This is a genomic window from Amycolatopsis sp. NPDC051102 (assembly GCF_040682815.1).
GTDB lineage: Bacteria > Actinomycetota > Actinomycetes > Mycobacteriales > Pseudonocardiaceae > Amycolatopsis.
In genome coordinates, this window is sequence record NZ_JBFBBT010000009.1 from 230,582 (window position 1) to 252,594 (window position 22,013).

Here is a 22,013-nt window from a genome sequence, read left to right on the forward strand (position 1 = left end):
TCCACATTAATCCCAGGCCACCGGCAGCTCCCGGAGCCCGTACACCAGCGTGTTGTGCTTGTACACCAACGTCTCCCGGGGCACCGCCAGCCGCAGCCTAGGCACCCGCCGGAACAACCGCGTCAACGCCTCCTGCAGCTCGACGCGGGCCAGCTGCTGCCCGATGCACTGGTGCGCCCCGAACCCGAAGGCGACGTGCGTGCGCGGTGACTCGCGGCCGAAGTCGAGCTTGTCCGCGCCCGGGAACACCTCCTCGTCGCGGTTGGCCGAGTTCAACGCCGCCACGAGCCACTCCCCCGCGCGCACCTCCTGCGTCCCGACCCGGACGTCCGCGGTCGCGTACCGCAGCACCCCGAACTGCACCACCGACAGGTACCGCAGCAGCTCCTCCACGGCCCGCTCGGGCGCCGCGAGCACCGCGTCCCGCTCCCCCGGGTGCTCCAGCAGGACCAGGGTGCTCAGCGCGATCATGTTCGCCGTCGTCTCGTGGCCCGCCACCAGCAGGCTGAGGCCGAGCACGACCAGCTCCTCCATCGTCAGCGGGTCGCCGGCCCCGGCCGAAATCAGCCTGCTGAACAGGTCGGACTGCGGATTCTGCTGCTTCTCCGCGAACAACTCCGCCAGGTACCCGGAAAGCTCGTCGTACGCCTGCTGCTTCTCCTCACGCGTGGCGTCGGTGCTGACCAGCGTGGTGCTCTGTGACTGGAACCGCCCGCGGTCCGCGTACGGGACGCCGAGCAGCTCGCAGATCACCAGCGACGGGATCGGCAACGCGAAGTCCGCCACCAGGTCCGCCCGGCCCGGCTTCGCGAGCATCGCGTCGAGGTGGCTCTCCACCAGCTCCTGGACGTACCCGCGCAGCGCTTCGACGCGCCGCACGGTGAACTCGGCCATCACCTTCTTCCGCAGCCGCGAATGGGCCGCGCCGTCGAGCTGGATGATCGAGCCGGGGCTGACCTCCTCGTCGAGGTCGGCGTCCGGGTTCACGTGCACCGACGACGCGCCGCGCGAGCTCATCGTGCGGTCGGCGAGCACCGCGCGGACGTCGGCGTAGCGCGTCACCAGGAGCGCGTCCATCCCCGCCGGGCACCGCACCTTCGACGTCGGCGCGGTTTCCCGGCGGGTGGCGTAGTCCTCGGGCGGGTCGAACGGGCAGCCGGCCGGTCGGGTCGTCGGGAGGGCCGGGGTTGCGGGTGCTGCCGTCACGGCGGATCACACTCTCTTTTCCGGTGGTGTGGACACTTCCACCTTGGAGACGACCGCCGCCGCGCGCCGCCCCTTCGACCCGGATGGCCTAGCGGGCGCCGTGCGCGCCGCCGTTGACCGGCACGACCTGGCCGGTGATGTGCCCCGCCCCCGGCTCGGCGAGGAACCGGACCGCGTCCGCGACCTCCTCCGGGCGGTCGGCACGCCGGTTGAACGCCACGGAGATCCGGGAGCTCAGCCATTCTTCGGTGAGCGTGCCGTGGAAGAACTCGGTGTCGAGGATGACGCCGGGCGCCACGACGTTGGCCGTTCCGCCGGCCGGGCCCAGCTGCCGCGCGAGGTCGGTGTTCCACGCCTCGATCGCCGCCTTCGCCGCGCCGTAGGAGCCCGAGCCCTGCTTCGCCGCGATCGAGCCGAGTGTCACGACACGCACGTCGTCCGCGAACCGCGGCTTCAGCGCCGCCGTGACGAGCACGGCGGACAGGACGTTGGCGTCGAAGTTCGCCCGCCACGCGTCGGCGAGGCCCGCCAGGTCGCCGGGCGCGGGCGCCTCGCGGACCCGGTCGGTGTTGCCGCCGGCGTTGTTGACCAGGACGTCGACCCGCCCGGGCAGCTCGGCCAGGGCCGCCTGCACGGCCGCCGGGTCGCTCGCGTCGAAGGCCACCGCCCGCGCGCCGATCTTCTCCGCCGCCGCTTCGAGGACGTCCTTGCGGCGGCCGGTGACGGTGACCCGCTCGCCCGCCGCCGTGAACCGGGCGGCGATCGCCAGCCCGATGCCCGTGCCGCCGCCGGTCACCACGATTTCCCGCTGTTCGCTCATGCCGCCATCCTGGCCGAGGGAAGCCTTGGCCAGGAGTGATTTCCCGCGCAGCGGAACATCCGACCCGGTTCGTTAGGAAACTTTACGAATAAGTCTTGACGGCGCGACGGCGCCCGGCGAACCTGGACCCACGCCGCAGTCATCGTCCGCCCGATCCCCCGGAGGCAGCATGACCCGGCGCGCGCTCGTGCTCGTCGTGACCCTGTTCCTCGCCGTGACCGCCGCGCTCGCCGGCGCGTCCGCGGCGAGCGCGGCCACCACGCAGCCGACCTTCCTCACCTTCTACGGCTGGTGGGACAACACCCCGCCCGGCGGGGACATCTCGTACCCGCAGATCCACGGCACGGCGGGCGGCAAGGGCAGCTACGCCGACCCGATCACCTTCGCCAGCAGCAGCGACGAACTCAAGCCCGGCACCAAGGTGTGGGTGCCGCGGGTGAAGAAGTACTTCATCATGGAGGACGGCTGCGACGAGTGTTCCGACGACTGGAACAGCCACGGCCCGAACGGCGGTCCCGGCCTGCGGCACATCGACCTCTGGCTCGGCGGCAAGGGCGGCAGCGCCTTCGACGCGATCGACTGCGAAGACGCGCTCACGCACTACAACCCCGACAACACCCCGGTCATGGAGCCGGTCGTCGTCGACCCGCCGTCCGACGAGCCCTACGACGCCACGCCGATCTTCAACACCAGCACCGGTGAGTGCTGGGGCGGCGCGCAGCCGAACACCACGGTCGGCCAGTACCGCAACGACTCCACCGGCACCTGCCTCGAAGCGCCGAGCAGCGGCACCACGCTGAAAGTCGCGGCCTGCACCGGCGGCGACGCGCAGCGGTTCACCTTCCACGGCGCCTTCCTCGTGATCAACGGCAAGTGCGCGGGCATCTCCGGCAGCTCGATCGTGCTGCAGACCTGCACCGGCGGGCCGGCCCAGCAGTGGTCGATCAACCCCGACGGCACCATCTCCGACATCCAGACGAGCAAGAAGTGCTTCCGCGCGTCGGGCAGCACGCTCACCGCGGGCAGCTGCTCGGGCACCGCCGCCCGCTGGACGTTCACCGCGGCGAGCGCGGCCGGCCTGAGCGTGACGCCGTCGTCGGTGTCGGTCGCGCCGGGTGCTTCGGCGACGGCCACGGTGACCTCGGCCGACGCCGTCACGCTGTCCGCGAGCGGCGCCCCGGCGGGGGTCACGGTGACCTTCGCTCCCGCGTCGGTCCCGGCCGGCGGGACGTCCACCGTCACCGTCAGCGCCGCCGCGACCGCGTCCCCCGGCACGGCGACGATCACCCTCACCGGCGGGACGAAGACGGCGTCGCTGGGCGTCACGGTGACCGGCACCGGCGACTCGGAAACCCTGCTCTCGCAGGGCAAGACCGCGACGGCGTCGTCGACCGAGTCGTCGTCCTACCCGGCGGGCGCGGCCTTCGACGGCAACCTGACGAGCACGCGCTGGGCGTCCAAGGAAGGGAGCAACGCGGAGTGGCTGCGCGTCGACCTCGGCGCCACGAAGTCCGTCTCGCACGTCAAGCTGAGCTGGGAAGCCGCGTACGGGAAGGCGTACAGCCTCCAGACGTCCGCCGACGGCACGAGCTGGACGACGATCTACAGCACGACGACCGGCAACGGCGGCACGGACGACCTCACCGGCCTGTCCGGCACCGGCCGGTACGTGCGGATGAACGGCGTCACGCGCGGCACGTCGTACGGCTACTCGCTGTATGAAATGCAGGTGTACGGCACGGCCTGAGTTGCCGAACCGGCAACGAAGTTTGCCTTCTCGGGGACGTCGTCCGCATGCTCGGAGGACGTCCCCGAGGAGGAACCATGCCCCACGACCACCCGATGACCGTCGACGCCATGCTCAAGCAGGACTTCTGGGAAGCGATGTACCAGCGTGACGAACACCGGATCTGGAGCGGGAACGTCAACGTCAACCTGCGCACCGAGGCCGAAGGGCTGAAACCCGGGCACGCCCTCGACCTCGGCAGCGGCGAGGGCGGCGACGCGATCTGGCTGGCCAAGCAGGGCTGGACGGTCGACGGCGTCGACATCTCGACCACCGCGCTCGCCCGCGCGGCGGAAGCCGCCGCCGAGGCGGGCGTGACGGTGAACTGGCTGCACCGCAACATCCTCGAATGGCAGCCGGAAGCGCAGTACGACCTGGTTTCGGCGCAGTACATGCACCTGCCGCCGGACCTTCGCCGCAAGGTGTTCACCGCGGCCGCGGCGGCGATCCGGCCCGGCGGTTCGCTGCTGGTCGTCGGGCACTCGCCGAAGGCCATGCGGCAGTTCGACGGCCAGAAGCCGCCGGAGGAGCTGTACTTCGAGCCCGAAGAGATCACCACCTACCTCGGTGACGCGTGGCAGTGGCTGGTCGAGACGTGCGAGACGCGCGGGGAGGGCCACCACACCGACGCCGTCTACCGCGCGCGGCGGCTCGAAGCGTGACGGAGCGAGGGCCCGCTCACCTCCCCCGACGGCGGTGAGCGGGCCCTCGCCCGGGCTCAGGCGAGCTCGAGGCCGTAGGCCTGCAGCTCGAGGGTGAGCGGGTAGAAGTAGCTGGTCACGGTGTCGCCGCCGGACAGCGTGCCCAGGCCGGTGGAGCCGTCGTACGCCGGGCCGCCGGAGTCACCGTGGTCGGTGTGCGCGGTGGTGCCGAACTCGTGGTTGAGCACGCCGACGTCGAAGTTGACCGACTCGTCGACCGAGGTGACCTCGCCGCTGCCGCCGCCGGTGGTCGAGCCCTGCTTCTGCATCTGCTCGCCGACGGTCGGGGCGGCCGCGCTCGTGATCGGCTGGCCGGTGTTGATCTCGCCCGGCCCGGTGCCGTTCGGGCGGGTCAGCAGGCCGGAGTCGGCGCCGGGGCAGTCGCTTTCGACGACCTGCGCGCCGGAGACGTCGCCGCCGGACCAGGTGCCGCCGAGGTTGGTGCAGTGACCCGCGGTGAGCAGGAACGGCGATCCGCCGCGCGTCACGTTGAAGCCGAGCGAGCAGCGGCCCTGGCTGTTCTGGATCGCGTCGCCGTCGGCGATGTACAGCGACAGCTTGCCGGTGCGGTGCTCGACGCGGACGCTGTCGCCGTACTTCGCGGCGGCCGCGGAGACCTTTTCGGCGGTTTCTTTGCTGGCCGCGTCGTAGACCTTCACCACGACCTGGTTGGTCCTGGTGTCGATGCCCCACGCGGTCTGCGGCACGTTCTTCACCGCGTCCAGCTGGTTCTTGACGCCGGTGAGCGCGGCGAAGGTGTGCTTGACCTTCTTCGCGGTCAGGCCGGCGGCCTGCACCCGCTGCAGCGCGGCGTCGTCGACGACGTTCACGACGGCCTTGCCGTTTTCCAGGTAGACGCCGCCGGACGCGTCGCCGAGCGCGTTCGCCACCTGGGTGGCGCTGGCGATCGCGCGGGCCTGCAGTCCGGCGAAGGCCAGGGGGGACGCGGTGGCCGCCGAGGCGCAAACGCCGCTGGTCAGCGCGGCGGCCGACAAGACGGCGAGGGTCTTGAGGGCGGTCTTCCGGGGAGTCATCAACTTCCTCCAGGGGTGCCGTTGAAGCCTGTGCCGACACTTTCGTTGCCAGGCAACCAACGCACCACCGACGAAGGTTGGTTAATAACCAAGGGAACCGGACATACCGCTCAGATCACCCGGACGGCCCAGTGCCGGTGCGGCTTCCGGCCTACTCCCGCGGCCAGCGGACGTGGTCCTCGTACCCCGGGTGCTTCTTCAGGTACCCGGCGATGAACGGGCAGACCGGCACGATCGTCCGGCCGTGGGCGACGACGTCGTCGAGCGCGCCCGCCGCCAGCACCTTGCCGAGGCCCTGCCCGGAGAACGCGTCGTCGATCTCCGTGTGGGTGAACACCGTGAGGTCGCCGCGCACGTCGTACTGCGCGATCCCGGCCAGCTTCTCCCCCGCCCACAGCTCGTAGCGGTCCTCGTCCGGGTTGTCGACCACCCGGTTTTCGTCGGTCATCAGCTCTCCTCGCTCGGGGACACCCACCATCGTGCGACGGCCCGCCACGGCGCGCCGATCGGGCCGGAACGCCGCTGGGCCGGCCGGGGGAAGCGGCCGTCCCGTTCGTGTGCTTCGCGGCTGTTCCCCTTGGCGGACACCGCGCCCGGCTGGTTGCCTCGCGGTGTGCCCGAGCAGCCGTTCCTCCTCCCCGAGTTCTACCTGCCCTACCCGGCGCGCCTGAACCCGCACCTGGACCGTGCCCGCGAGCACAGCAAGGCGTGGGCGCGCGAACTGGACATGATCGACGTGCCGCAGCACGGCACGGTGATCTGGACCGAGCGCGACCTCGACTCCCACGACTACGCGCTGCTCTGCGCGTACACCCACCCGGACGCCGGCGCCGACGAGCTCGACCTGATCACCGACTGGTACGTCTGGGTCTTCTACTTCGACGACCACTTCCTCGAGCTCTACAAGCGCACCGGCGACATCGACAGCGCACGCACCTACCTCGACCGGCTCGAGCAGTTCATGCCGGTCGAAGGGGAAATCACCGCGACGCCGGAGAACCCGGTGGAGCGCGGCCTCGCCGACCTGTGGAACCGGACGGTCCCGCACCGGTCGGCCGGCTGGCGGCGCCGGTTCGCCGACAGCACGAAGGCGCTGCTGGACGAGTCGCTGTGGGAGCTGGCCAACATCAACGAAGGCCGGCTGGCCAACCCGATCGAGTACGTCGAGATGCGGCGGAAGGTCGGCGGCGCGCCGTGGTCGGCGAACCTGGTCGAGCACTCGGTGCACGCCGAGGTGCCGGACGCGATCGCCGCGTCCCGGCCGATGGAGGTCCTGCGCGACTGCTTCGCCGACAGCGTCCACCTGCGCAACGACCTGTTCTCCTACCAGCGCGAAGTCCAAGACGAGGGCGAGCTGTCCAACGGTGTGCTCGTGTTCGAGAAGTTCCTCGGGCTGAGCACCCAGCAGGCGGCCGACGCGGTCAACGACCTGATCACCTCGCGGCTGCACCAGTTCGAGCACACGGCGCTCACCGAGGTGCCCGCGCTGTTCGACGAGCACTGCGTCGACGCGGCCGCCCGCGCGGCGACGTTCGCCTACGTGAAGGGTCTGCAGGACTGGCAGGCCGGCGGGCACGAATGGCACTTGCGGTCCAGCCGGTACATGAACGACGACGCCGTGACCGGCCGACAGGGGTTCGGCACCTCCGCGGCGCGGATCTTCGGGTCGGTGCTCGCGACCGCCCCGCAACGGCTGCGGGCCTACCACTCGACGCCGTTTTCCATGGCCGATGTGCCGCGGCCGTCGCTCGAACTGCCGGTGCCCCTGCGGCTCAGCCCGCACCTGGAGTCCTGCCGCCGCCGCAATGTCGACTGGGCGCGGCGCACCGGCCTGCTCGACGGCGTGGTGTGGGACGAGCGGAAGCTGCGGGCCGCCGACCTGCCGCTGTGCGCGGCGGGCACCCACCCGGACGCGACGGCCGACGCTCTCGACGTCACGAGCGACTGGCTGACTTGGCGCAGCTACGCCGACGACTACTACCCGCTGGTGTTCGGCGCGACCCGCGACCTCGCGGGCGCGAAGGCGGCCACCTTCCGCCTGCCGGCGTTCATGCCGGCGGAGGGCGCGCCGATGCCGGCGCCGGCGACACCGCTGGAAGCCGGCCTGGCCGACCTCTGGCCCCGGACCGCGGCGGAGCGCAGGCCCGCCGTGCGCCGGGCGGTCGAGACGATGACGTCGAGCTGGCTCTGGGAGCTGGCGAACCAGGCCCAGAACCGCATCCCGGACCCGATCGACTACGTCGGGATGCGACGCCACACGTCCGGCGCGGACCTCACGACGAGCCTTTCGCGCGGCCACGCGGTGCCACCCGAGCTGTACCGCACCCGGCCGGTGCAGACGATCGAGCACACGGCCACGGACGTGACCTGGCTGGTCAACGACCTGTACTCCTACCGCAAGGAGATCCAGTACGAGGGCGAGCTGCACAACGCGGTGCTGGTGGTGCGGAACTTCCTGAACTGCACGGAGGAGCGCGCCTTCGAGGTGGTGACGGACCTGGTCCACGCCCGCGTGGCGGAGTTCGAGCACTCGGTGGCGACCGAGCTGCCGGCCCTCTACCGCGACGACGCCACCGAGGAGGCGCTGCTCGGGTTCGTCCAAGGGCTGCGCGACCGGATGGCGGGAACGCTGCACTGGCACGAGAACTCGGCCCGCTACGCGGAACCGGAGCTGGGCTACCACCCGACCCCGGCCCCGGCCCCGGCCTTCGGAGGCCCGACCGGCATCGGCACTTCCTCGCTGCGCATCTCGGCCCTGCTGCCCACCCCCTGACCTGTGATCAGCAGGTCAACACACGTGATCCGGAAGCCGACACGCGTGATTAGAGGGTCGACACACCGCACGCCCGCCGTGTCGGCCCTTCAATCACGCGAGTTGACCCCTCGGGGTCGCTGAACGGCGTTGCCCTGGCCACTCCGCCGGGCGTCCGGCTCCGGCGAAGGTGATACTCGGGGCGTGAGCGGCTTCAACCTGCGTTTCCTCGGCCATTCGACCGTCCGCCTGGAACTCGGTGGCCGGGTCGTGCTGACCGATCCCGTGCTCACCGCGCGCGTCGGCGGGCTGGTCCGGGTCGTTCCGACGCCGGCGCCCGCGAGCTACGCCGGCGTCGACCTCGTCCTGCTCTCGCACCTGCACGGCGACCACCTGCACCTGCCGTCGCTGCGGCTGCTCGGCACGCGCACCCGGATCGTCGTGCCGCGCGGGGCCGGTTCCTGGCTGGCCAAGAAGGGCTTCGAGCGCGTCGAGGAGATCGCGCCCGGCGAGACGCTCACCGACGGCGGGCTCACCGTCACCGCCACCGAAGCCGTCCACTCCGGACACCGGTGGGGGCCGCGGCTCACCCACGGCCCGCAGAGTCCCGCCCTCGGGCACCTGCTGGAAGGCGACGGCCGGAAGGTCTACCACGCCGGCGACACCGACCTCTTCGACGGCATGGCCGGGTTCGGCCCGGTCGACGTCGCCCTGTTGCCCGTCTGGGGCTGGGGGCCGAACCTCGGCCCCGGGCACCTCGATCCCGCCCGCGCCGCCCAGGCCGCCGCGCTGGTCCGGGCCCGGGCGGCCGTCCCGGTCCACTGGGGCACGCTCGCCCTCCCCGGCGTCCGGCGCACCGCGCGGATGCGGCGGCTGCTGGCCGATCCGCCGCGGGTGTTCGCCGCCGAGGTGAAAGCCGCCGGGGGAACCACCGAAGTGCTGTTCACCGAGCCCGGCGACGGCGTCGTGCTCCCCGCTTCGACGGACCGCGCGTGAACTGGACGGACCCGGCCGCCGTCGGGTACCCGGCGGTGTTCGGCGGCGTGCTGCTCGGCTCGATCGTCCCGATCGTGCCCACCGGCGCGGTCGTCGGCGCCGGGGCCGCCGTCGCGACGACGACCGGCCACCTGTCCCTGCCGCTCGTGATCGTCCTCGCCACGCTCGGCGCGTACCTCGGCGACGTCGTGACGTTCGGGATCCCGCGCCTGGGCAGCGAAGCCGCGTTCCGCTGGATCAGCCGCCGCCAGCCGGCCGAACGCCTGGAGAAGGCCCGCGACCAGTTCGCCCGGCGCGGCTGGCAGCTCGTCGTGATCGGCAGGCTCGTCCCGGCCGGCCGCATCCCGGTGCTGCTCGCGGCGGCCGCGCTGAGCTACCCGTGGCGGCGCCTGCTGCCCGCCGCGCTCGGCGCGTGCCTGCTCTGGGCGTGCGCGTACGCCGTGCTCGGCATCGTCAGCGGCGGCATCTTCGACTCGCCGCTCGTCGCCACCCTGCTGGCGACGGTGCTGGTCCTGCTGGTCACCGTCCTGACGAACGTGATCGCCCGCTGGCGGCGCAAGACCAAGGAGCAGGTGTGACGGCGGCGGCGCCGAAGGGCCGGCTGCTGCGCGGCGGCCGGGCCGTCGCCCGCGCGCTGCTGGTGTGGGTGGCGGTGACCGGGGCGCTGCGCCTGCTCGACGTGCTCCTGCCCGGCTTCCGGATGACGCACTGGTGGCAGCCGACGGTCTGCGCGCTGCTGCTCGGCCTGCTCGCCGCCGTCGGCTGGCCGCTGGTCATGCGGATCGCCTACCCGCTGGCGTTCTTCACCTTCGGTCTCTTCGGGTTCCTGCTGCTCGGCGCCGGCACGCTGGCGGTGTTCCGCACGGTGCCCGGGGTCGAGGTCGCCGGCTTCCGGACGGCGGTGATCGTCACGCTCGGCATGGCCGCGGTCGGCGTGCTCATCTCCGGCCTGCTCGCCATCGACGAGGACGAAATCTTCTTCCGGCGGGCCGCGCGCCGCCGCCGTCGGCACGCCCCCGCCGCCGGTGCGGCGGACCAGCCGCCCGGCGTGCTGTTCCTGCAGATCGACGGCCTCGGCTTCGACACCGTCCGCCGCGCGATCCGCGACGGCGACATGCCGACGTTCGCCACGTGGCTCGCCGAAGGCAGTCACGCGCTGACCCGGTGGCACACCGACTGGAGCTCGCAGACCGGCGCGAGCGTCTGCGGTATCCTGCACGGCTCCAACCACGACATCCTCGGCTTCCGCTGGTACGAAAAGGACCGCGACCACGTGATGGCGTGCGCGCACCCGGCCGACGCGGCGGAGATCGAGCGGCGGCACTCGGACGGGCGCGGGCTGCTGTCCGGCGACGGCGCGAGCCGCGGCAACCTGTTCTCCGGCGACGCGGACCACGTCAGCCTCACCATGAGCTCGATCCCGGTGCTGGTGCCGAAGAAGCTGCTGCGCCGGCACCGCGACCGGCTCGGCGCGGGCTACTACGCCTACTTCGCGAACCCGGTCAACGCGCTGCGCACGTTCGCCGTCGCCCTGGCCGACGTCTTCCGCGAGATCAACGCGTCCGTGCGCCAGCGCCGCGCCGGTGTGGTGCCGCGAGTCCCGCGCGGCGGCTGGTACCCGCTGGCCCGGCCGGGCACGACGGTGATCGCGCGGGACGTCGTCGTGTCGGCGATCCTCGGCGACATGCTCGCCGGGCGGCCGGTGGTGTACGCGGACTTCCTCGGTTACGACGAAGTCGCGCACCACTCCGGCATCGAGCGGTTCGACACGCTGGCGGTGCTGCGCTCGATCGACCAGCAGATCGCGCGGCTGCACCGGGCGAGCCGGCTGGCGCCGCGCCGCTACCACGTGGTGGCGCTGTCGGACCACGGCCAGACCCAGGGGCAGGCGTTCTCGCAGCGGTTCGGCGAGACGATCGAGGCGTACGTCGGCCGGCTGTGCGGTGGCACGCCGTCGCCGTCGGCGGGCAAGCGCCGCCAAGCCGAAAGCTGGCAGATCAACGCGGCGCTGGCGGAGGCGACGACGAGCGGCGGCCCGATCGCGCGCCGGCTGCGCGCCCGGGTGGAGGACGCGGAGTGCGCCGAAGACCGGCCGCGCACGACGTCCGGCTCGCCCGGCGCGGTCACCCGGGTGGCGCCCGGCGTGGTGGTGGTCGTGTCGGGGCACATCGCGATGGTGTCGTTCACCGAGCACGAAGGCCGGGTCGAGCTGGAGACGATCGAGCGCGAGCACCCCGACCTGCTGCCGTCGCTGGTGGACCACCCGGGCGTCGGGTTCCTGCTGGTGCGCAGCCGCGAATTCGGCCCGGTGGTGCTGGGCCGCGACGGCCTGCACCGGCTGGCGACGGGGGTCGTCGTCGGCGAGGACCCGCTGACGCCGTACGGCCCGCACGCCGCGGACCTGATCCGGCGGGTCGACACGTTCCCGCACTGCGCGGATGTGATGATCAACAGCCGCTACGACCCGGATTCGGACCAGGCGTCCCCGTTCGAGACGCACGTGGGCTCGCACGGCGGGCTGGGCGGGCCGCAGCAGCGCGGCTTCGTCGTGCACCCGCGCGAGTTCGCGGTCCCGGGCGAGGTCGTCGGCGCGGAGGCCCTGCACCGGGTGTTCCGCGGCTGGCTGGCAGAGCTGGGGCACGCCCCGGCGGAAACCCCGGTTACGGAGGTAGTTTCGTGAAGCTGACGGTGTACGGCGCGAGCTGGTGCCCGGACGTGAAGCGCAGCCGCGCGCTGCTCGACCGCGAAGGCGTCGAATACTCCTATGTGGACGTCGAGGCGGACGAGGCCGCCGAGCGGCGGGTCCGCGAGCTGCAGGACGGCGCCCGCCGGATCCCGACGATCGTCTGGGAGGACGGAACGTTCCTGGTCGAGCCGTCGGACGACGAGCTGAGCGCGCGCCTGTGAAGCTGCTGCGGGAGCTGCCGCTCGGCACCCGGGTGGTGGTCCGCTACCGCATCGAGGACGGTTTCACCGACGCACTGGGCGACCTGGTGGCGCGCGACGACGTCTCCTGCACGGTGCAGACCCGGCGCGGGCCGGTCGTGGTGGCGTTCTCCGCGATCGCGCTCGCCAAGCCGGTGCCCCCGCCGCCGGCGCGGAAATCGGGTGGCGGCCCGCCGCCGGCTTTGTGACGATCGAAGCCATGTTCGACGCGTTGATGGCCGAAGCCTCGGCGGTCTCAGTCGACGGCTGGGACTTCTCGTGGCTGGACGGCCGCGCTACCGAGGCCCGGCCGTCGTGGGGCTACCAACGCCTGCTGGGCGAGCGCCTGCGTTCGGCGCAGGCGGCGCTCGATCTGGAGACCGGCGGCGGCGAAGTCCTCGACGGCTGCCCGTCCCTGCCACCGCTAATGGTGGCGACCGAGTCGTGGCCGCCGAACCTCGCGCGCGCCTCGGCCCGGCTCCGGCCGCGCGGAGCCGACGTCGTGGCCACCACAGGCTTCCCCTTTCGCGACGACGTCTTCGACCTGGTCTCCAGCCGCCACCCCGTGACGACCGATTGGCGCGAGATCGCCCGCGTCCTGCGGCCGGGCGGCACGTACTTCTCGCAGCAGGTCGGCCCGGCGAGCGTGTTCGAGCTGGTCGAGTTCTTCCTCGGCCCGCAGCCGGCGGAGGGACGCAACAGCCGGCACCCGGACCGAGCCGTCCGAGCAGCCGAAGCGGCGGGCTTGACGGTGGTCGACCTGCGCCACGAGAAGCTCCGCACCGAGTTCTCCGACATCGGCGCGGTGGTCTACTTCCTGCGCAAGGTCATCTGGATGGTCCCGGGGTTCACGGTCGCGCAGTACCGCGGCAAGCTGCGGGAGCTGCACGAGCGGATCGAGCGCGACGGCCCGTTCGTCGCCCACTCGACCCGGTTCCTCATCGAGGCCCGGAAGCCTTGACGATCGCCGCTTCGACGCCGTCCAGCAGCAGCTCCACGCCCGCTTCGAACGACAGCCGGGCTTCGCGCTCCAGGTAGGGCTCGTCGGATTCCTCGACCGAAGGGCCCAGCTTCGCCACCGTCGGGAACCGCGCGGCCAGATCCGGCACCAGCTCGCCGAGCAGCGCCGACCGCGCGAACCACCAGTCCTCTTCGGACTGTCCCGTCTCGGTGGCGGCCTGCCGGGACTCCGCCGCCGCCTGGACCGAGCCGCGGACGATGTTGAACAGCGCCGCCACCACCCAGCGGACCCGCCACAAGGGCAGGCCCGTTGCCGCCAGCACCGACAGCAGCGTCTCCTGGACGTGGAACTCCCCCGGCCCCAGCACCGGCCGGGCCGGTGAGACCTGCAGCAGCCAGGGGTGCCGCAGGTGCAGGTCCCACAACGCGTCGGCCAGGGCCAGCGCGGCCGGGCGCCACCCGTCCGAGGTGGAAAACGACGACGGCAGCTCGCCCAGCGTCCGGTCGTACATGAGGTCGACCAGCTCGGTCTTGCCCGGGACGTACGTGTAGAGCGCCATCGCCGTCCGGCCGAGGCGCTCGCCCACCGAACGCATCGACAGCGCCGCCATGCCCTCGGCGTCGGCGATGTCGACCGCCGCCGCGACGATCGCCTCGACGGACAGGCCCGGCTTGGGGCCCGGGCCCGTGCGCGGCGCGACCACGCGAGGCCCCCACAGCAGCTCCATGGACCGCCGGGCGTCGCCCTGACCCGCGAAGACGACCACCTTGCCGACTCCTTACACCCTAAAGTAATGTACGCTGGACAATCACTTTACAGCCTAAACTATCAAGAAGGACGGTATGACCTCACCCAGGCGGGCCGCCGACACCCACGACGTGATCCAGGTCCGGGGCGCCCGGGAGAACAACCTCACCGGTCTCGACCTGGACATCCCGAAGCGCCGGCTCACGGTGTTCACGGGTGTCTCCGGCTCCGGCAAGTCGTCCCTGGTCTTCGGCACCATCGCGGCCGAGTCGCAGCGGCTGATCAACGAGACCTACAGCGCCTTCCTCCAGTCGTTCATGCCGAGCCTGTCACGCCCGGACGTCGACCTGCTGGAGAACCTCAGCGCCGCCATCGTCGTCGACCAGGAGCGGATGGGCGCCAACTCGCGCTCCACGGTCGGCACCGCGACCGACGCCTACGCGATGCTGCGGATCGCCTTCTCGCGGCTCGGCGATCCGTACGTCGGCACGTCCGGCGCGTTCAGCTTCAACCTGCCCGAGGGCATGTGCCCGGCCTGCGAGGGCCTCGGCCGGGTGTCCGACCTGGACGTGCACGCGCTGCTCGACTTCGACCGCTCGCTCAGCGAAGGCGCGGTCCTCGTGCCCGGCTGGGCGCCCGACAACTGGTACGTCCAGATCTACGCGGCGTCCGGCTTCTTCGACCCCGACGCGAAGATCCGCGACTACAGCCCGGAACAGCTCGACGAACTGCTGCACAAGGGCCCCTGCAAGGTCAAGGTGGGCAAGCAGAACCTCACCTACGAGGGCCTGGCGGTGAAGGTCAAGCGGCTCTACCTGCAGAAGGACACCGAGTCGCTGCAGCCGCACATCCGGGGGTTCATCGAGCGGGCCGCCACCTTCGCCACCTGCGGCGAGTGCGGCGGCGCGCGGCTCAACCAGGCCGCGCTGTCGGCGAAGATCGACGGGAAGAACATCGCCGACTGCGCCGCCATGCAGATCAGCGACCTCGCCGAGTTCGTCCGGAACCTCGACGCGCCGTCGATCCGGCCGCTGCTGGGCACCCTGCGCGACACCCTGGACTCGCTCGTCGAGATCGGCCTCGGCTACCTGTCGCTCGACCGCGAATCCGCGACGCTCTCGGGCGGCGAGGCGCAGCGCGTGAAGATGGTGCGGCACCTGGGATCCAGCCTCACCGACGTCACCTACGTCTTCGACGAGCCGACCGTCGGGCTGCACCCGCACGACATCGAGCGGATGAACAACCTGCTGCTCTGCCTGCGGGACAAGGGGAACACGATCCTGGTGGTCGAGCACAAGCCGGAGACCATCCGGATCGCCGACCACGTCGTCGACCTCGGTCCCGGCGCGGGCACCGCGGGCGGGCGGCTCTGCTACACCGGCAGCGTCGACGGCCTGCGCGCGTCCGGCACGCTCACCGGCCGCCACCTCGACCACCGCGTGACCCTGCGGGAGGAGGTTCGCACGCCGACCGGGCACGTCTCGATCACCGGCGCTCGCCTGCACAACCTGCGGGACGTCAGCGTCGACGTCCCGCTCGGCGTGCTGACCGTGGTCACCGGGGTGGCCGGGTCCGGGAAGTCGTCGCTGATCCACGGCTCGCTGGGCAGGCGCGACGACGTCGTCGTGGTCGACCAGTCGGCGATCCGCGGGTCCCGGCGGTCCAACCCGGCGACCTACACCGGCCTGCTCGACCCGATCCGGACGGCGTTCGCCAAGGCCAACGGCGTCAAGGCGAGCCTGTTCAGCGCCAACTCCGAGGGTGCGTGCCCGCGCTGCAAGGGCCTCGGCGTGATCTACACCGACCTGGCGATGATGGCCGGGGTGGCGTCCGTCTGCGAGGAGTGCGAGGGCAGGCGGTTCACGCCGAAGGTGCTGACCTACGAGCTGCGCGGCAAGAACATCAGCGAAGTACTGGCGATGTCCGTCGCCGAAGCGCGCGAGTTCTTCCCAGGCGGCACCGCGCGGGCCGTGCTCGACCGCCTCGCCGACGTCGGCCTCGGCTACCTGACGCTCGGGCAGCCGCTGACGACGCTGTCCGGCGGCGAGCGGCAGCGGCTCAAGCTGGCGATCCGGATGGCCGAGAAGGGCTCGACGTACATCCTCGACGAACCGACGACCGGGCTGCACCTGGCCGACGTCGACCAGCTGCTGGCCCTGCTGGACCGGATCGTCGACGCGGGCAACACGGTGATCGTGATCGAGCACCACCAGGCCGTGATGGCCCACGCCGACTGGCTGATCGACCTCGGCCCGGGCGCCGGCCACGACGGCGGCCGCGTCGTCTTCGAAGGCACCCCGGCCGCGCTGGTCGCGGACGCCTCGACGTTGACGGCCCGGCACCTGCGCGAATACCTGGGGAAGCCGTGAACCCGGCCGGTCTGCTCGAAGTGACGGCGGTGCGGCGGGTGACGCCGCGGACGGTGCGGGTCACGTTCACCGGCGACGGGTTGGCCGAGCTGGAGCCGTGGCCCGACCAGCAGCTCAAGCTCCTGTTTCCGCCGCCGGGTCACCCGGTCCGGCTGCCGGCCGCCGAGGACGACGTGCTGCGCTGGTACCAGGCGTACCTCGCGATCCCCGAGGCCGAGCGCCCGGTGATGCGCAGCTACACCGTGCGCTCCCGGAATGGCGACACGATCGACGTGGACTTCGTGCTGCACACCGGCCCGGCGGGCCCGGCCACGGCGTGGGCGGCGCGGGCGGCGGTGGGTGACGTCCTCGGCCGGTACGGCCCGGACCCGGCCTACCGCCGTCCACTGCCCACAGCGGACACCCTGCTCTGCGCGGGCGACGAGACGGCGATCCCCGCCGTCGCCTCTCTTCTGTCCGAAGTGGACAATGCACTGGTGTTCCTCGAGGTCGCGGACGCGGCGGAGGAGCAGCCGCTGCCCGGGGTGCACTGGCTGCACCGGGACGGCGCCGAGCACGGCAGCCGTCTCCTGGAGGCGGTGCGCGGAGCGGCCCTGCCGGCCGGTTCGGTGGCGGCGTGGCTGGCCGGGGAGGCGTCGACGGTCCGCGCGTTGCGCCGTCACCTGGTCGGCGAGCGCGGGTTCGCCAAGAGCGACATCGAGTTCACCGGCTATTGGCGGCGGAAACTGGCCCAGGACGACGCCCCGACCCCGGAGGACCTGGCCGACGCGGCGGAAAAGCTGGGAGACTCGGCCGGGTGGAACGGGAGCTGACGGCATCGGGCATCGACCCGGCTTCGGTGGTGGCGGCCGAGGACCTCGGCGGCGGAACGTACAACCGGGCGGTCCGGGTGGAGCTCGCGGACGGGCGGCGGCTGGTGCTCAAGATCGCGCCGGCTGCCCCCGGCCTGACGTACGAACACGACCTGCTGGCCACGGAGGCGGAGTACTACCGCCTGGCGTCCGGGCCGCTGCCCTCGGTGGTCGGCGCCGGGCCGGGGTTCCTGCTGATGACGGAGGTGCCGGGAACGCCGTGGAACCGCGCGCCCGGCACCGGCCCGCACCTGCGCACGGAGCTCGGCAAGATCGTGGCGGACCTGCACGGGACGACCGGCGACGGGTTCGGCTACCTCCAGGACCCGCTGCACCCGACGTGGCCTGCGGCGTTCACGGCCATGGTGGACGCGATCCTGGCCGACGCGGTCCGCTATCGCGTGCGCCTGCCGCGCCCGGCGGCGGAGATCGCGCACCTGGTGCGCCGCCACGAGCCGCTGCTGGCGCTGGTCACGACGCCGGTCCTGGTCCACTTCGACCTGTGGCCGGGCAACATCCTGGTGCAGGACGGACGGGTGTCGGGCATCATCGACGCGGAACGGGCGTTCTGGGGCGACCCGGTGGCGGAGTTTGTCTCGCTGACCCTGTTCCACGACCTGGACGCACCCCTGCTGGAGGGTTACGGCCCGGCGCTCTTCGACGCCCCGGCCCGCCGCCGGCTGACGCTGTACCGGGTGTACCTGGGCTTGATCATGCTGGTGGAGATGGTGCCCCGGAAGGACACGAACGCGGACCGGCGGCGGTTCGTCTCGGCGTGGCTGGCGGAGCACCTGGACGCGGCCCAGCGGACGGTGTGATCACCACGTGACCGGCAGGCTGTGCACCCCGTACACCAGCATGTCGTCCTTGAACGCCAGCTCGCCCACCGGCACCGCGAGCCGCAGGCCCGGGATGCGGCGGTACAGCGTTCCGTACACCACCTGCAGCTCGACCCGGGCCAGTGTCTGGCCGAGGCACTGGTGCACGCCGTATCCGAACGCCACGTGGTGGCGGGCCTCGCGTGTCACGTCGAGGCGGTCGGGGTCCTCGAACGCCGCCGGGTCGCGGTTGGCCGCGTCGCCCGCCGCGATGATGCCCTCGCCCGCGCGGATGGTCTCGCCGCCGACCTCGATGTCCGCCGTGGCCACGCGGCGGCGGCCCGTGTGCGTGATGTTCAGGTAGCGCAACAGCTCCTCGACCGCGCGGCGCAGCAGGCCGGCGTCGCCGGTGCGCACCAGCTCCAGCTGCGCCGGGTGCTCCAGCAACGCCACCGTGCCGAGGGCGATCATGTTCGCCGTCGTTTCGTGGCCGGCCACCAGCAGCAGCTGGCCCATCGAAGCCACCTCTTCGGCGGTCAGCTTGCCGGTCGCGTACTGCATGACCGCCAGCTTGCTCAGCACGTCGTCACCCGGGTCGGACACCTTGCGCTCCACCAGGCCGCCGAGGTAGGCCAGCAGCTCTTCGGTGGCCTGCACCGCTTCTTCCGGCGTCGCCGTCCGGGACACCATCACCTTCGTGATGTCCTGGAACAGCGCACGGTCTTCGTACGGGACGCCGAGCAGCTCGCAGATCACCAGCGACGGCACCGGCAGCGCGAACGCCGTCACCAGGTCGACCGGCTTCGGACCGGCCAGCAGCGTGTCGACCAGGTCGTCGACGATGCGCTGGATCACCGGGCGCAGCGCCTCCATCTTCTTGACCAGGAAGTCGCCGGTCAGCAGCCGGCGCTGGGCGGCGTGCTCGGCGCCGTCCATGGTGATGAACGACTTCGCGCGGTGACGGCGGGCCGCCGAAGCCGCGCTCTGGTGCGGGTAGCCCGGGTGGTCCGAGTCGGCGCTGACCCGCGGGTCGCGCAGCAGCGCGCGGACGTCGCCGTAGCGCGTCACCAGCCACGGCGTGCTGCCGTTCCACAGCCGCACCCGGGACACCGGGGGCAGCTCGGCGAGTTCGGCGGGCGGGTCGAAGGGACACCGCCGGGTCATCGGAAACGCGGGCACGCCGTCCACCGGATACCTTTCGGAGCTGCCGGAAATTTACATAGCTATGCTAAGCATCGTCCGGCCGGCACGCCACCCCGCCGATCAGGCGAATACCAGCGACACGAGCTCGTCGACGAACGGCTCCACCAGCTCGGCCCCGGTCCGGTTCAGGGCGCTGTGGAACAGCGCGACCCGCCCGTGCGCGCCGACGAACACCACCGCCGCCGCGCGGCCCGGCGTCACGCGCAACCGGTGACCCGCCTCCACGCAACGCTCGAACCCCGCCGTCAGCCGGTCGATCACGTCCAGGAGCGGGCCTTCCGGCCGGCTGCCCGGCTCCAGATCGGACGCGCCGTTCGCGAGCATCAGCCGGTAATGCCCCGGATTCTGCATAGCGAAGGCGCAGTAGGCGTGAATCTGCGCGCGGATCCGGCCGACGACGTCGGTTTCGCCAAGCGACTCCTCCGCCGCGCGCATCGATTCGGCCAGCCGCGCGTATTCGTGGTCGAGCAGCCCGCGCACCAATTCCGCACGATCGGAAAAATGCTGGTAGATGCTCGCCGGGGCGATCCCGACGGCGCGGGCGACGCCGCGGATCGTCAGCCCGTCCTCGCCGCCGAGCTCGGCGAGCAGGCGGCCGGCCGCGGCCAGGATCTCGCCGCGCAACCGTTCACCTTCGCCCCAGCGGTTCCTCGTTCGGCCCATTCCCGCTTCGACGCGTTCCGCCACCCGCCCATTCATACGCCCGCGGCGATCACCCCGGTATTCCGGGGTCGGCGAAAGCGTCTTCAGGAAACCAGTGCGGGGTACAGCCCGGCGAGATCACCGGCGAGCCCGGCCCGCACGTTCCGGCTGACGTCGTCGGCGAGCACTTCGAACCGGCCCTGCTCGACACCGTCGAGCGCGAGCCCGGCCACGACCGCCGGGTCGATCTTCGGGCCGTCGACGTCCTTGGCCATGTCGGTGTCCATGTACCCGACGTGCAGCGCGGTCACCTGGGTCTTCTGCGGCGCCAGTTCCAGGCGCAGCGCGTTGGTCAGCGACCAGGCCGCCGACTTCGCCGCGGAGTACGCCGCCACCCGCGGGGCGGTGAACCAGGACAGCACCGACAGGACGTTGAGCACGGCGCCGCCGCCGTTGCGCTCGAGGACCGGCGCGAACTCGCGCGTGACCGCCAGGGTGCCGAAGTAGTGCGTGTCCATCTCCAGCCGGATGTCCTCGAGGGACCCGCCGAGCAGGGACGCCCCGGTCGACGAGCCGGCGTTGTTGACCAGCAGCGTGACGTCGCCCGCCTGCGCGGCCGCCGCCCGGATCGACTCCGGGTCGGTCACGTCCAGCCGCAGCGGGACGACCCCCGGCAGGTCGACGGCGACATCCGGGGCTGCGCCCCGGGCCGGGGGCTCCGCCACCCGGACCCCCGCAAGAATCGAGTCGGGGTTGCGCGCCGCGGCGTAGACCTTGGCCGCACCCCGCGCCAGCAGTTCCGCGGCGAACCGCCGGCCGAGGCCCCGGTTCGCTCCGGTGACCAGCGCCACCGCACCCGTGATGTCCATGACGAACTCCTCTCGCACCTGGCTTGCTCGTTGCAAGCTAGCTGAGGACGACGGTACGGCGTAAACTTTCTCCTAGCAAGTCAGCTCGAAGGGATCACACGATGAGCCGTCGCATCACCTGGGCGGACGCCGCCTGCCCGATCGCCCGCGCCGCCGACGTCCTCGGCGAGCCGTGGACGTTGCTGATCCTGCGCAACGCCACCGCCGGCACCACCCGGTTCGAGGACTTCCGCGCCCAGCTCGGCATCGCCGACAACGTGCTGACCACCCGGCTGGCCAAGCTGGTCGACCGCGGCCTGCTGACGAAGCTCCCCTACCGCGACGGCGGCCGCACCCGCCACGAGTACCGCCTGACGCAGGCCGGCTCGGACGCGCTGCCGGTGCTGCACGCCCTCGGCGCGTGGGGCGACGCCCACACTTCGTCGGAAGCCGGGCCCGGCCCGATGACGCTGGTCCACACCCGCTGCGGCCGGCTCACCCGGCCCGGCGCGAAGTGCGACGCCTGCGGGAAGCCGCTGGTCAGGGGCGATCTGGCGTGGCGCGGATCATGGCTCGGCGAGGGCGAGATCCCGCTGGCCGATCCGGTCGGCTGACCCGGCGCGCGCAGACCTGGAAATTCCGGCAGGCAGGACCGTCAGAGCCGGTCGAGCAGACGGTCCCGGGCCACCTCGAGGTGGTCGGTCATCGCCTGGCGGGCGCCCGCCGGGTTGCCCGCGATGAGGGCGTCCACGATCGCCCGGTGCTCGGTGATCGTCTGCTCGCCGAACGGCTGGTTGTAGTTCAACCGGAAGAAGTGCAGGTGGCAGTGGGTGCGGGCGAACGCCTGCTCGACCGCCGCGTTGCCCGCCAGGCGCAGGATCAGCTCGTGCAGGCGGGCGTCGTGCGCGGTCAACGCCTTGTAGTCGCTGTAGGCGTCCTCCGCCGGGGCCGCCGGGCACGTCGCCAGCTCGGCCTCCAGCAGCGCCACGTTCGCCTCCGACATCGCCGCGGCCGCCAGCGCCGCGGACGGCGGCTCCAGCAGCAGCCGCAGCGCGTACATGTCGTCGACTTCCTTGCGGTCGAGCAGTTCCGTGACGCGGTAGCCGCGCAGCGGCAGCCGGCTGACGAGCTCCTCCGACTCCAGCCGCGCCAGCGCCTCGCGCACCGGCGTGCCCGAGACGCCGAGCTCGCGGGCGATCTCGTCGATGTTCATCCGCGCACCGGGGGCGATGCCGTCGTTCATGATCAGCGCCCGGATCTGCTCGTAGACGCCGTCGGCGAGCACCTGCCTGCCCGGCAGGGCCTCGAGGCGCCGTCCGCCTGTCATCGGTCCCCTCTCGGTTCGTCCCTCCAG

At 72.0% G+C, this 22,013-nt stretch carries 22 protein-coding genes; 13 read left to right on the plus strand and 9 right to left on the minus strand.

The genetic code is table 11. The features are described from left to right. Positions 1-6: 6 nt before the first annotated feature. On the minus strand, positions 7-1,206 hold the full coding sequence (locus tag AB0M93_RS25525; RefSeq protein ID WP_364276867.1) for a cytochrome P450: 1,200 nt from the start codon (positions 1,204-1,206) through the stop codon (positions 7-9). Between the two features lie 88 nt (positions 1,207-1,294). Beyond that, a complete protein-coding gene (locus AB0M93_RS25530) occupies positions 1,295-2,026 on the minus strand; it encodes an SDR family oxidoreductase (RefSeq protein ID WP_364276869.1) in 732 nt (243 codons plus the stop codon). Between the two features lie 169 nt (positions 2,027-2,195). Here AB0M93_RS25530 and AB0M93_RS25535 point away from each other — a divergent pair, with 169 nt between their 5' ends. After that, complete coding sequence (locus AB0M93_RS25535; RefSeq protein WP_364276870.1) at positions 2,196-3,773, plus strand: discoidin domain-containing protein; 1,578 nt, start codon at positions 2,196-2,198, stop codon at positions 3,771-3,773. A gap of 77 nt (positions 3,774-3,850) precedes the next feature. Beyond that, the gene (locus AB0M93_RS25540) at positions 3,851-4,474 is read left to right on the plus strand and encodes a class I SAM-dependent methyltransferase (protein ID WP_364276872.1); all 624 of its coding nucleotides are present in this window, start codon (positions 3,851-3,853) and stop codon (positions 4,472-4,474) included. Between the two features lie 56 nt (positions 4,475-4,530). On the opposite strand, the gene AB0M93_RS25545 is transcribed toward AB0M93_RS25540, so the two are convergent. Together AB0M93_RS25545 and AB0M93_RS25550 are read right to left on the minus strand one after the other, a co-directional pair. Next, positions 4,531-5,547 (minus strand): S1 family peptidase, encoded by a 1,017-nt coding sequence (locus tag AB0M93_RS25545; RefSeq protein WP_364276874.1) that lies wholly within the window; start codon positions 5,545-5,547, stop codon positions 4,531-4,533. Between the two features lie 151 nt (positions 5,548-5,698). Beyond that, complete coding sequence (locus AB0M93_RS25550; protein ID WP_364276876.1) at positions 5,699-5,995, minus strand: GNAT family N-acetyltransferase; 297 nt, start codon at positions 5,993-5,995, stop codon at positions 5,699-5,701. Positions 5,996-6,160: 165 nt separating this feature from the next. On the opposite strand from AB0M93_RS25550, the gene AB0M93_RS25555 reads away from it, so the two are divergent. From AB0M93_RS25555 to AB0M93_RS25585, 7 genes are all read left to right on the plus strand, one after another. Next, a complete protein-coding gene (locus tag AB0M93_RS25555; protein WP_364276878.1) occupies positions 6,161-8,320 on the plus strand; it encodes a germacradienol/geosmin synthase in 2,160 nt (719 codons plus the stop codon). 183 nt (positions 8,321-8,503) lie between these two features. Next, positions 8,504-9,295 carry an MBL fold metallo-hydrolase gene (locus AB0M93_RS25560; RefSeq protein WP_364276880.1) on the plus strand — a complete coding sequence of 264 codons (792 nt, stop codon included), beginning with the start codon at positions 8,504-8,506 and terminating at the stop codon, positions 9,293-9,295. Next, positions 9,292-9,873, plus strand: a complete 582-nt coding sequence (locus AB0M93_RS25565) for a VTT domain-containing protein (protein WP_364276882.1) — start codon at positions 9,292-9,294, stop codon at positions 9,871-9,873. The genes AB0M93_RS25560 and AB0M93_RS25565 overlap by 4 nt, the downstream gene beginning before the upstream one ends. Continuing rightward, complete coding sequence (locus AB0M93_RS25570) at positions 9,870-11,975, plus strand: phage holin family protein (protein ID WP_364276884.1); 2,106 nt, start codon at positions 9,870-9,872, stop codon at positions 11,973-11,975. The genes AB0M93_RS25565 and AB0M93_RS25570 overlap by 4 nt, the downstream gene beginning before the upstream one ends. Then, the gene (locus AB0M93_RS25575) at positions 11,972-12,202 is read left to right on the plus strand and encodes a glutaredoxin domain-containing protein (RefSeq protein WP_364276885.1); all 231 of its coding nucleotides are present in this window, start codon (positions 11,972-11,974) and stop codon (positions 12,200-12,202) included. Before AB0M93_RS25570 ends, AB0M93_RS25575 begins: the two co-directional genes overlap by 4 nt. After that, positions 12,199-12,429, plus strand: a complete 231-nt coding sequence (locus tag AB0M93_RS25580; protein ID WP_364276886.1) for a ferrous iron transport protein A — start codon at positions 12,199-12,201, stop codon at positions 12,427-12,429. The genes AB0M93_RS25575 and AB0M93_RS25580 overlap by 4 nt, the downstream gene beginning before the upstream one ends. A gap of 11 nt (positions 12,430-12,440) precedes the next feature. Next, positions 12,441-13,181: a methyltransferase domain-containing protein gene (locus AB0M93_RS25585; protein WP_364276888.1), complete on the plus strand. Its 741-nt coding sequence runs from the start codon at positions 12,441-12,443 to the stop codon at positions 13,179-13,181. On the opposite strand, the gene AB0M93_RS25590 is transcribed toward AB0M93_RS25585, so the two are convergent. Continuing rightward, complete coding sequence (locus tag AB0M93_RS25590; protein WP_364276890.1) at positions 13,159-13,947, minus strand: TetR/AcrR family transcriptional regulator C-terminal domain-containing protein; 789 nt, start codon at positions 13,945-13,947, stop codon at positions 13,159-13,161. The two genes, AB0M93_RS25585 and AB0M93_RS25590, sit on opposite strands and share 23 nt — an antisense overlap. Positions 13,948-14,023: 76 nt before the next feature. Between AB0M93_RS25590 and AB0M93_RS25595 the strand changes: the two genes are divergently transcribed. From AB0M93_RS25595 to AB0M93_RS25605, 3 genes are read left to right on the plus strand one after another with little or no spacing between them, the layout of a single operon-like run. Continuing rightward, positions 14,024-16,297, plus strand: a complete 2,274-nt coding sequence (locus AB0M93_RS25595) for an excinuclease ABC subunit UvrA (RefSeq protein WP_364276892.1) — start codon at positions 14,024-14,026, stop codon at positions 16,295-16,297. Beyond that, positions 16,294-17,109, plus strand: coding sequence for a siderophore-interacting protein (locus AB0M93_RS25600; RefSeq protein WP_364276894.1), 816 nt, complete (start codon positions 16,294-16,296; stop codon positions 17,107-17,109). Before AB0M93_RS25595 ends, AB0M93_RS25600 begins: the two co-directional genes overlap by 4 nt. After that, positions 17,094-17,966, plus strand: coding sequence for an aminoglycoside phosphotransferase family protein (locus AB0M93_RS25605; protein WP_364276896.1), 873 nt, complete (start codon positions 17,094-17,096; stop codon positions 17,964-17,966). Before AB0M93_RS25600 ends, AB0M93_RS25605 begins: the two co-directional genes overlap by 16 nt. On the opposite strand, the gene AB0M93_RS25610 is transcribed toward AB0M93_RS25605, so the two are convergent. From AB0M93_RS25610 to AB0M93_RS25620, 3 genes are all read right to left on the minus strand, one after another. After that, entirely contained in the window at positions 17,967-19,130 is a 1,164-nt protein-coding gene (locus tag AB0M93_RS25610; protein ID WP_364277081.1) for a cytochrome P450, read from the minus strand. A 99-nt stretch (positions 19,131-19,229) separates the two neighbouring features. After that, complete coding sequence (locus tag AB0M93_RS25615) at positions 19,230-19,793, minus strand: TetR/AcrR family transcriptional regulator (protein ID WP_364276898.1); 564 nt, start codon at positions 19,791-19,793, stop codon at positions 19,230-19,232. A 122-nt stretch (positions 19,794-19,915) separates the two neighbouring features. Further along, entirely contained in the window at positions 19,916-20,680 is a 765-nt protein-coding gene (locus AB0M93_RS25620) for an SDR family oxidoreductase (RefSeq protein ID WP_364276900.1), read from the minus strand. A 101-nt stretch (positions 20,681-20,781) separates the two neighbouring features. Between AB0M93_RS25620 and AB0M93_RS25625 the strand changes: the two genes are divergently transcribed. Beyond that, on the plus strand, positions 20,782-21,273 hold the full coding sequence (locus tag AB0M93_RS25625; protein WP_364276902.1) for a helix-turn-helix domain-containing protein: 492 nt from the start codon (positions 20,782-20,784) through the stop codon (positions 21,271-21,273). A gap of 41 nt (positions 21,274-21,314) precedes the next feature. Here the strand turns inward: AB0M93_RS25625 and AB0M93_RS25630 are convergent, their stop codons facing one another. Next, on the minus strand, positions 21,315-21,986 hold the full coding sequence (locus tag AB0M93_RS25630) for a GntR family transcriptional regulator (RefSeq protein ID WP_364276903.1): 672 nt from the start codon (positions 21,984-21,986) through the stop codon (positions 21,315-21,317). Between the last annotated feature and the right edge of the window lie 27 nt (positions 21,987-22,013).

What these genes read in the sequence shown, in the direction of transcription:
- AB0M93_RS25530 (WP_364276869.1), bottom strand. Translation starts at nt 2,026, where the DNA reads ATGAGCGAACAGCGGGAAATCGTGGTGACCGGCGGCGGCACGGGCATC.
- AB0M93_RS25535 (WP_364276870.1), top strand. Translation starts at nt 2,196, where the DNA reads ATGACCCGGCGCGCGCTCGTGCTCGTCGTGACCCTGTTCCTCGCCGTG.
- AB0M93_RS25540 (WP_364276872.1), top strand. Translation starts at nt 3,851, where the DNA reads ATGCCCCACGACCACCCGATGACCGTCGACGCCATGCTCAAGCAGGAC.
- AB0M93_RS25545 (WP_364276874.1), bottom strand. Translation starts at nt 5,547, where the DNA reads ATGACTCCCCGGAAGACCGCCCTCAAGACCCTCGCCGTCTTGTCGGCC.
- AB0M93_RS25550 (WP_364276876.1), bottom strand. Translation starts at nt 5,995, where the DNA reads ATGACCGACGAAAACCGGGTGGTCGACAACCCGGACGAGGACCGCTAC.
- AB0M93_RS25585 (WP_364276888.1), top strand. Translation starts at nt 12,441, where the DNA reads ATGTTCGACGCGTTGATGGCCGAAGCCTCGGCGGTCTCAGTCGACGGC.
- AB0M93_RS25595 (WP_364276892.1), top strand. Translation starts at nt 14,024, where the DNA reads ATGACCTCACCCAGGCGGGCCGCCGACACCCACGACGTGATCCAGGTC.
- AB0M93_RS25610 (WP_364277081.1), bottom strand. Translation starts at nt 19,130, where the DNA reads ATGACCCGGCGGTGTCCCTTCGACCCGCCCGCCGAACTCGCCGAGCTG.
- AB0M93_RS25620 (WP_364276900.1), bottom strand. Translation starts at nt 20,680, where the DNA reads ATGGACATCACGGGTGCGGTGGCGCTGGTCACCGGAGCGAACCGGGGC.
- AB0M93_RS25625 (WP_364276902.1), top strand. Translation starts at nt 20,782, where the DNA reads ATGAGCCGTCGCATCACCTGGGCGGACGCCGCCTGCCCGATCGCCCGC.
- AB0M93_RS25630 (WP_364276903.1), bottom strand. Translation starts at nt 21,986, where the DNA reads ATGACAGGCGGACGGCGCCTCGAGGCCCTGCCGGGCAGGCAGGTGCTC.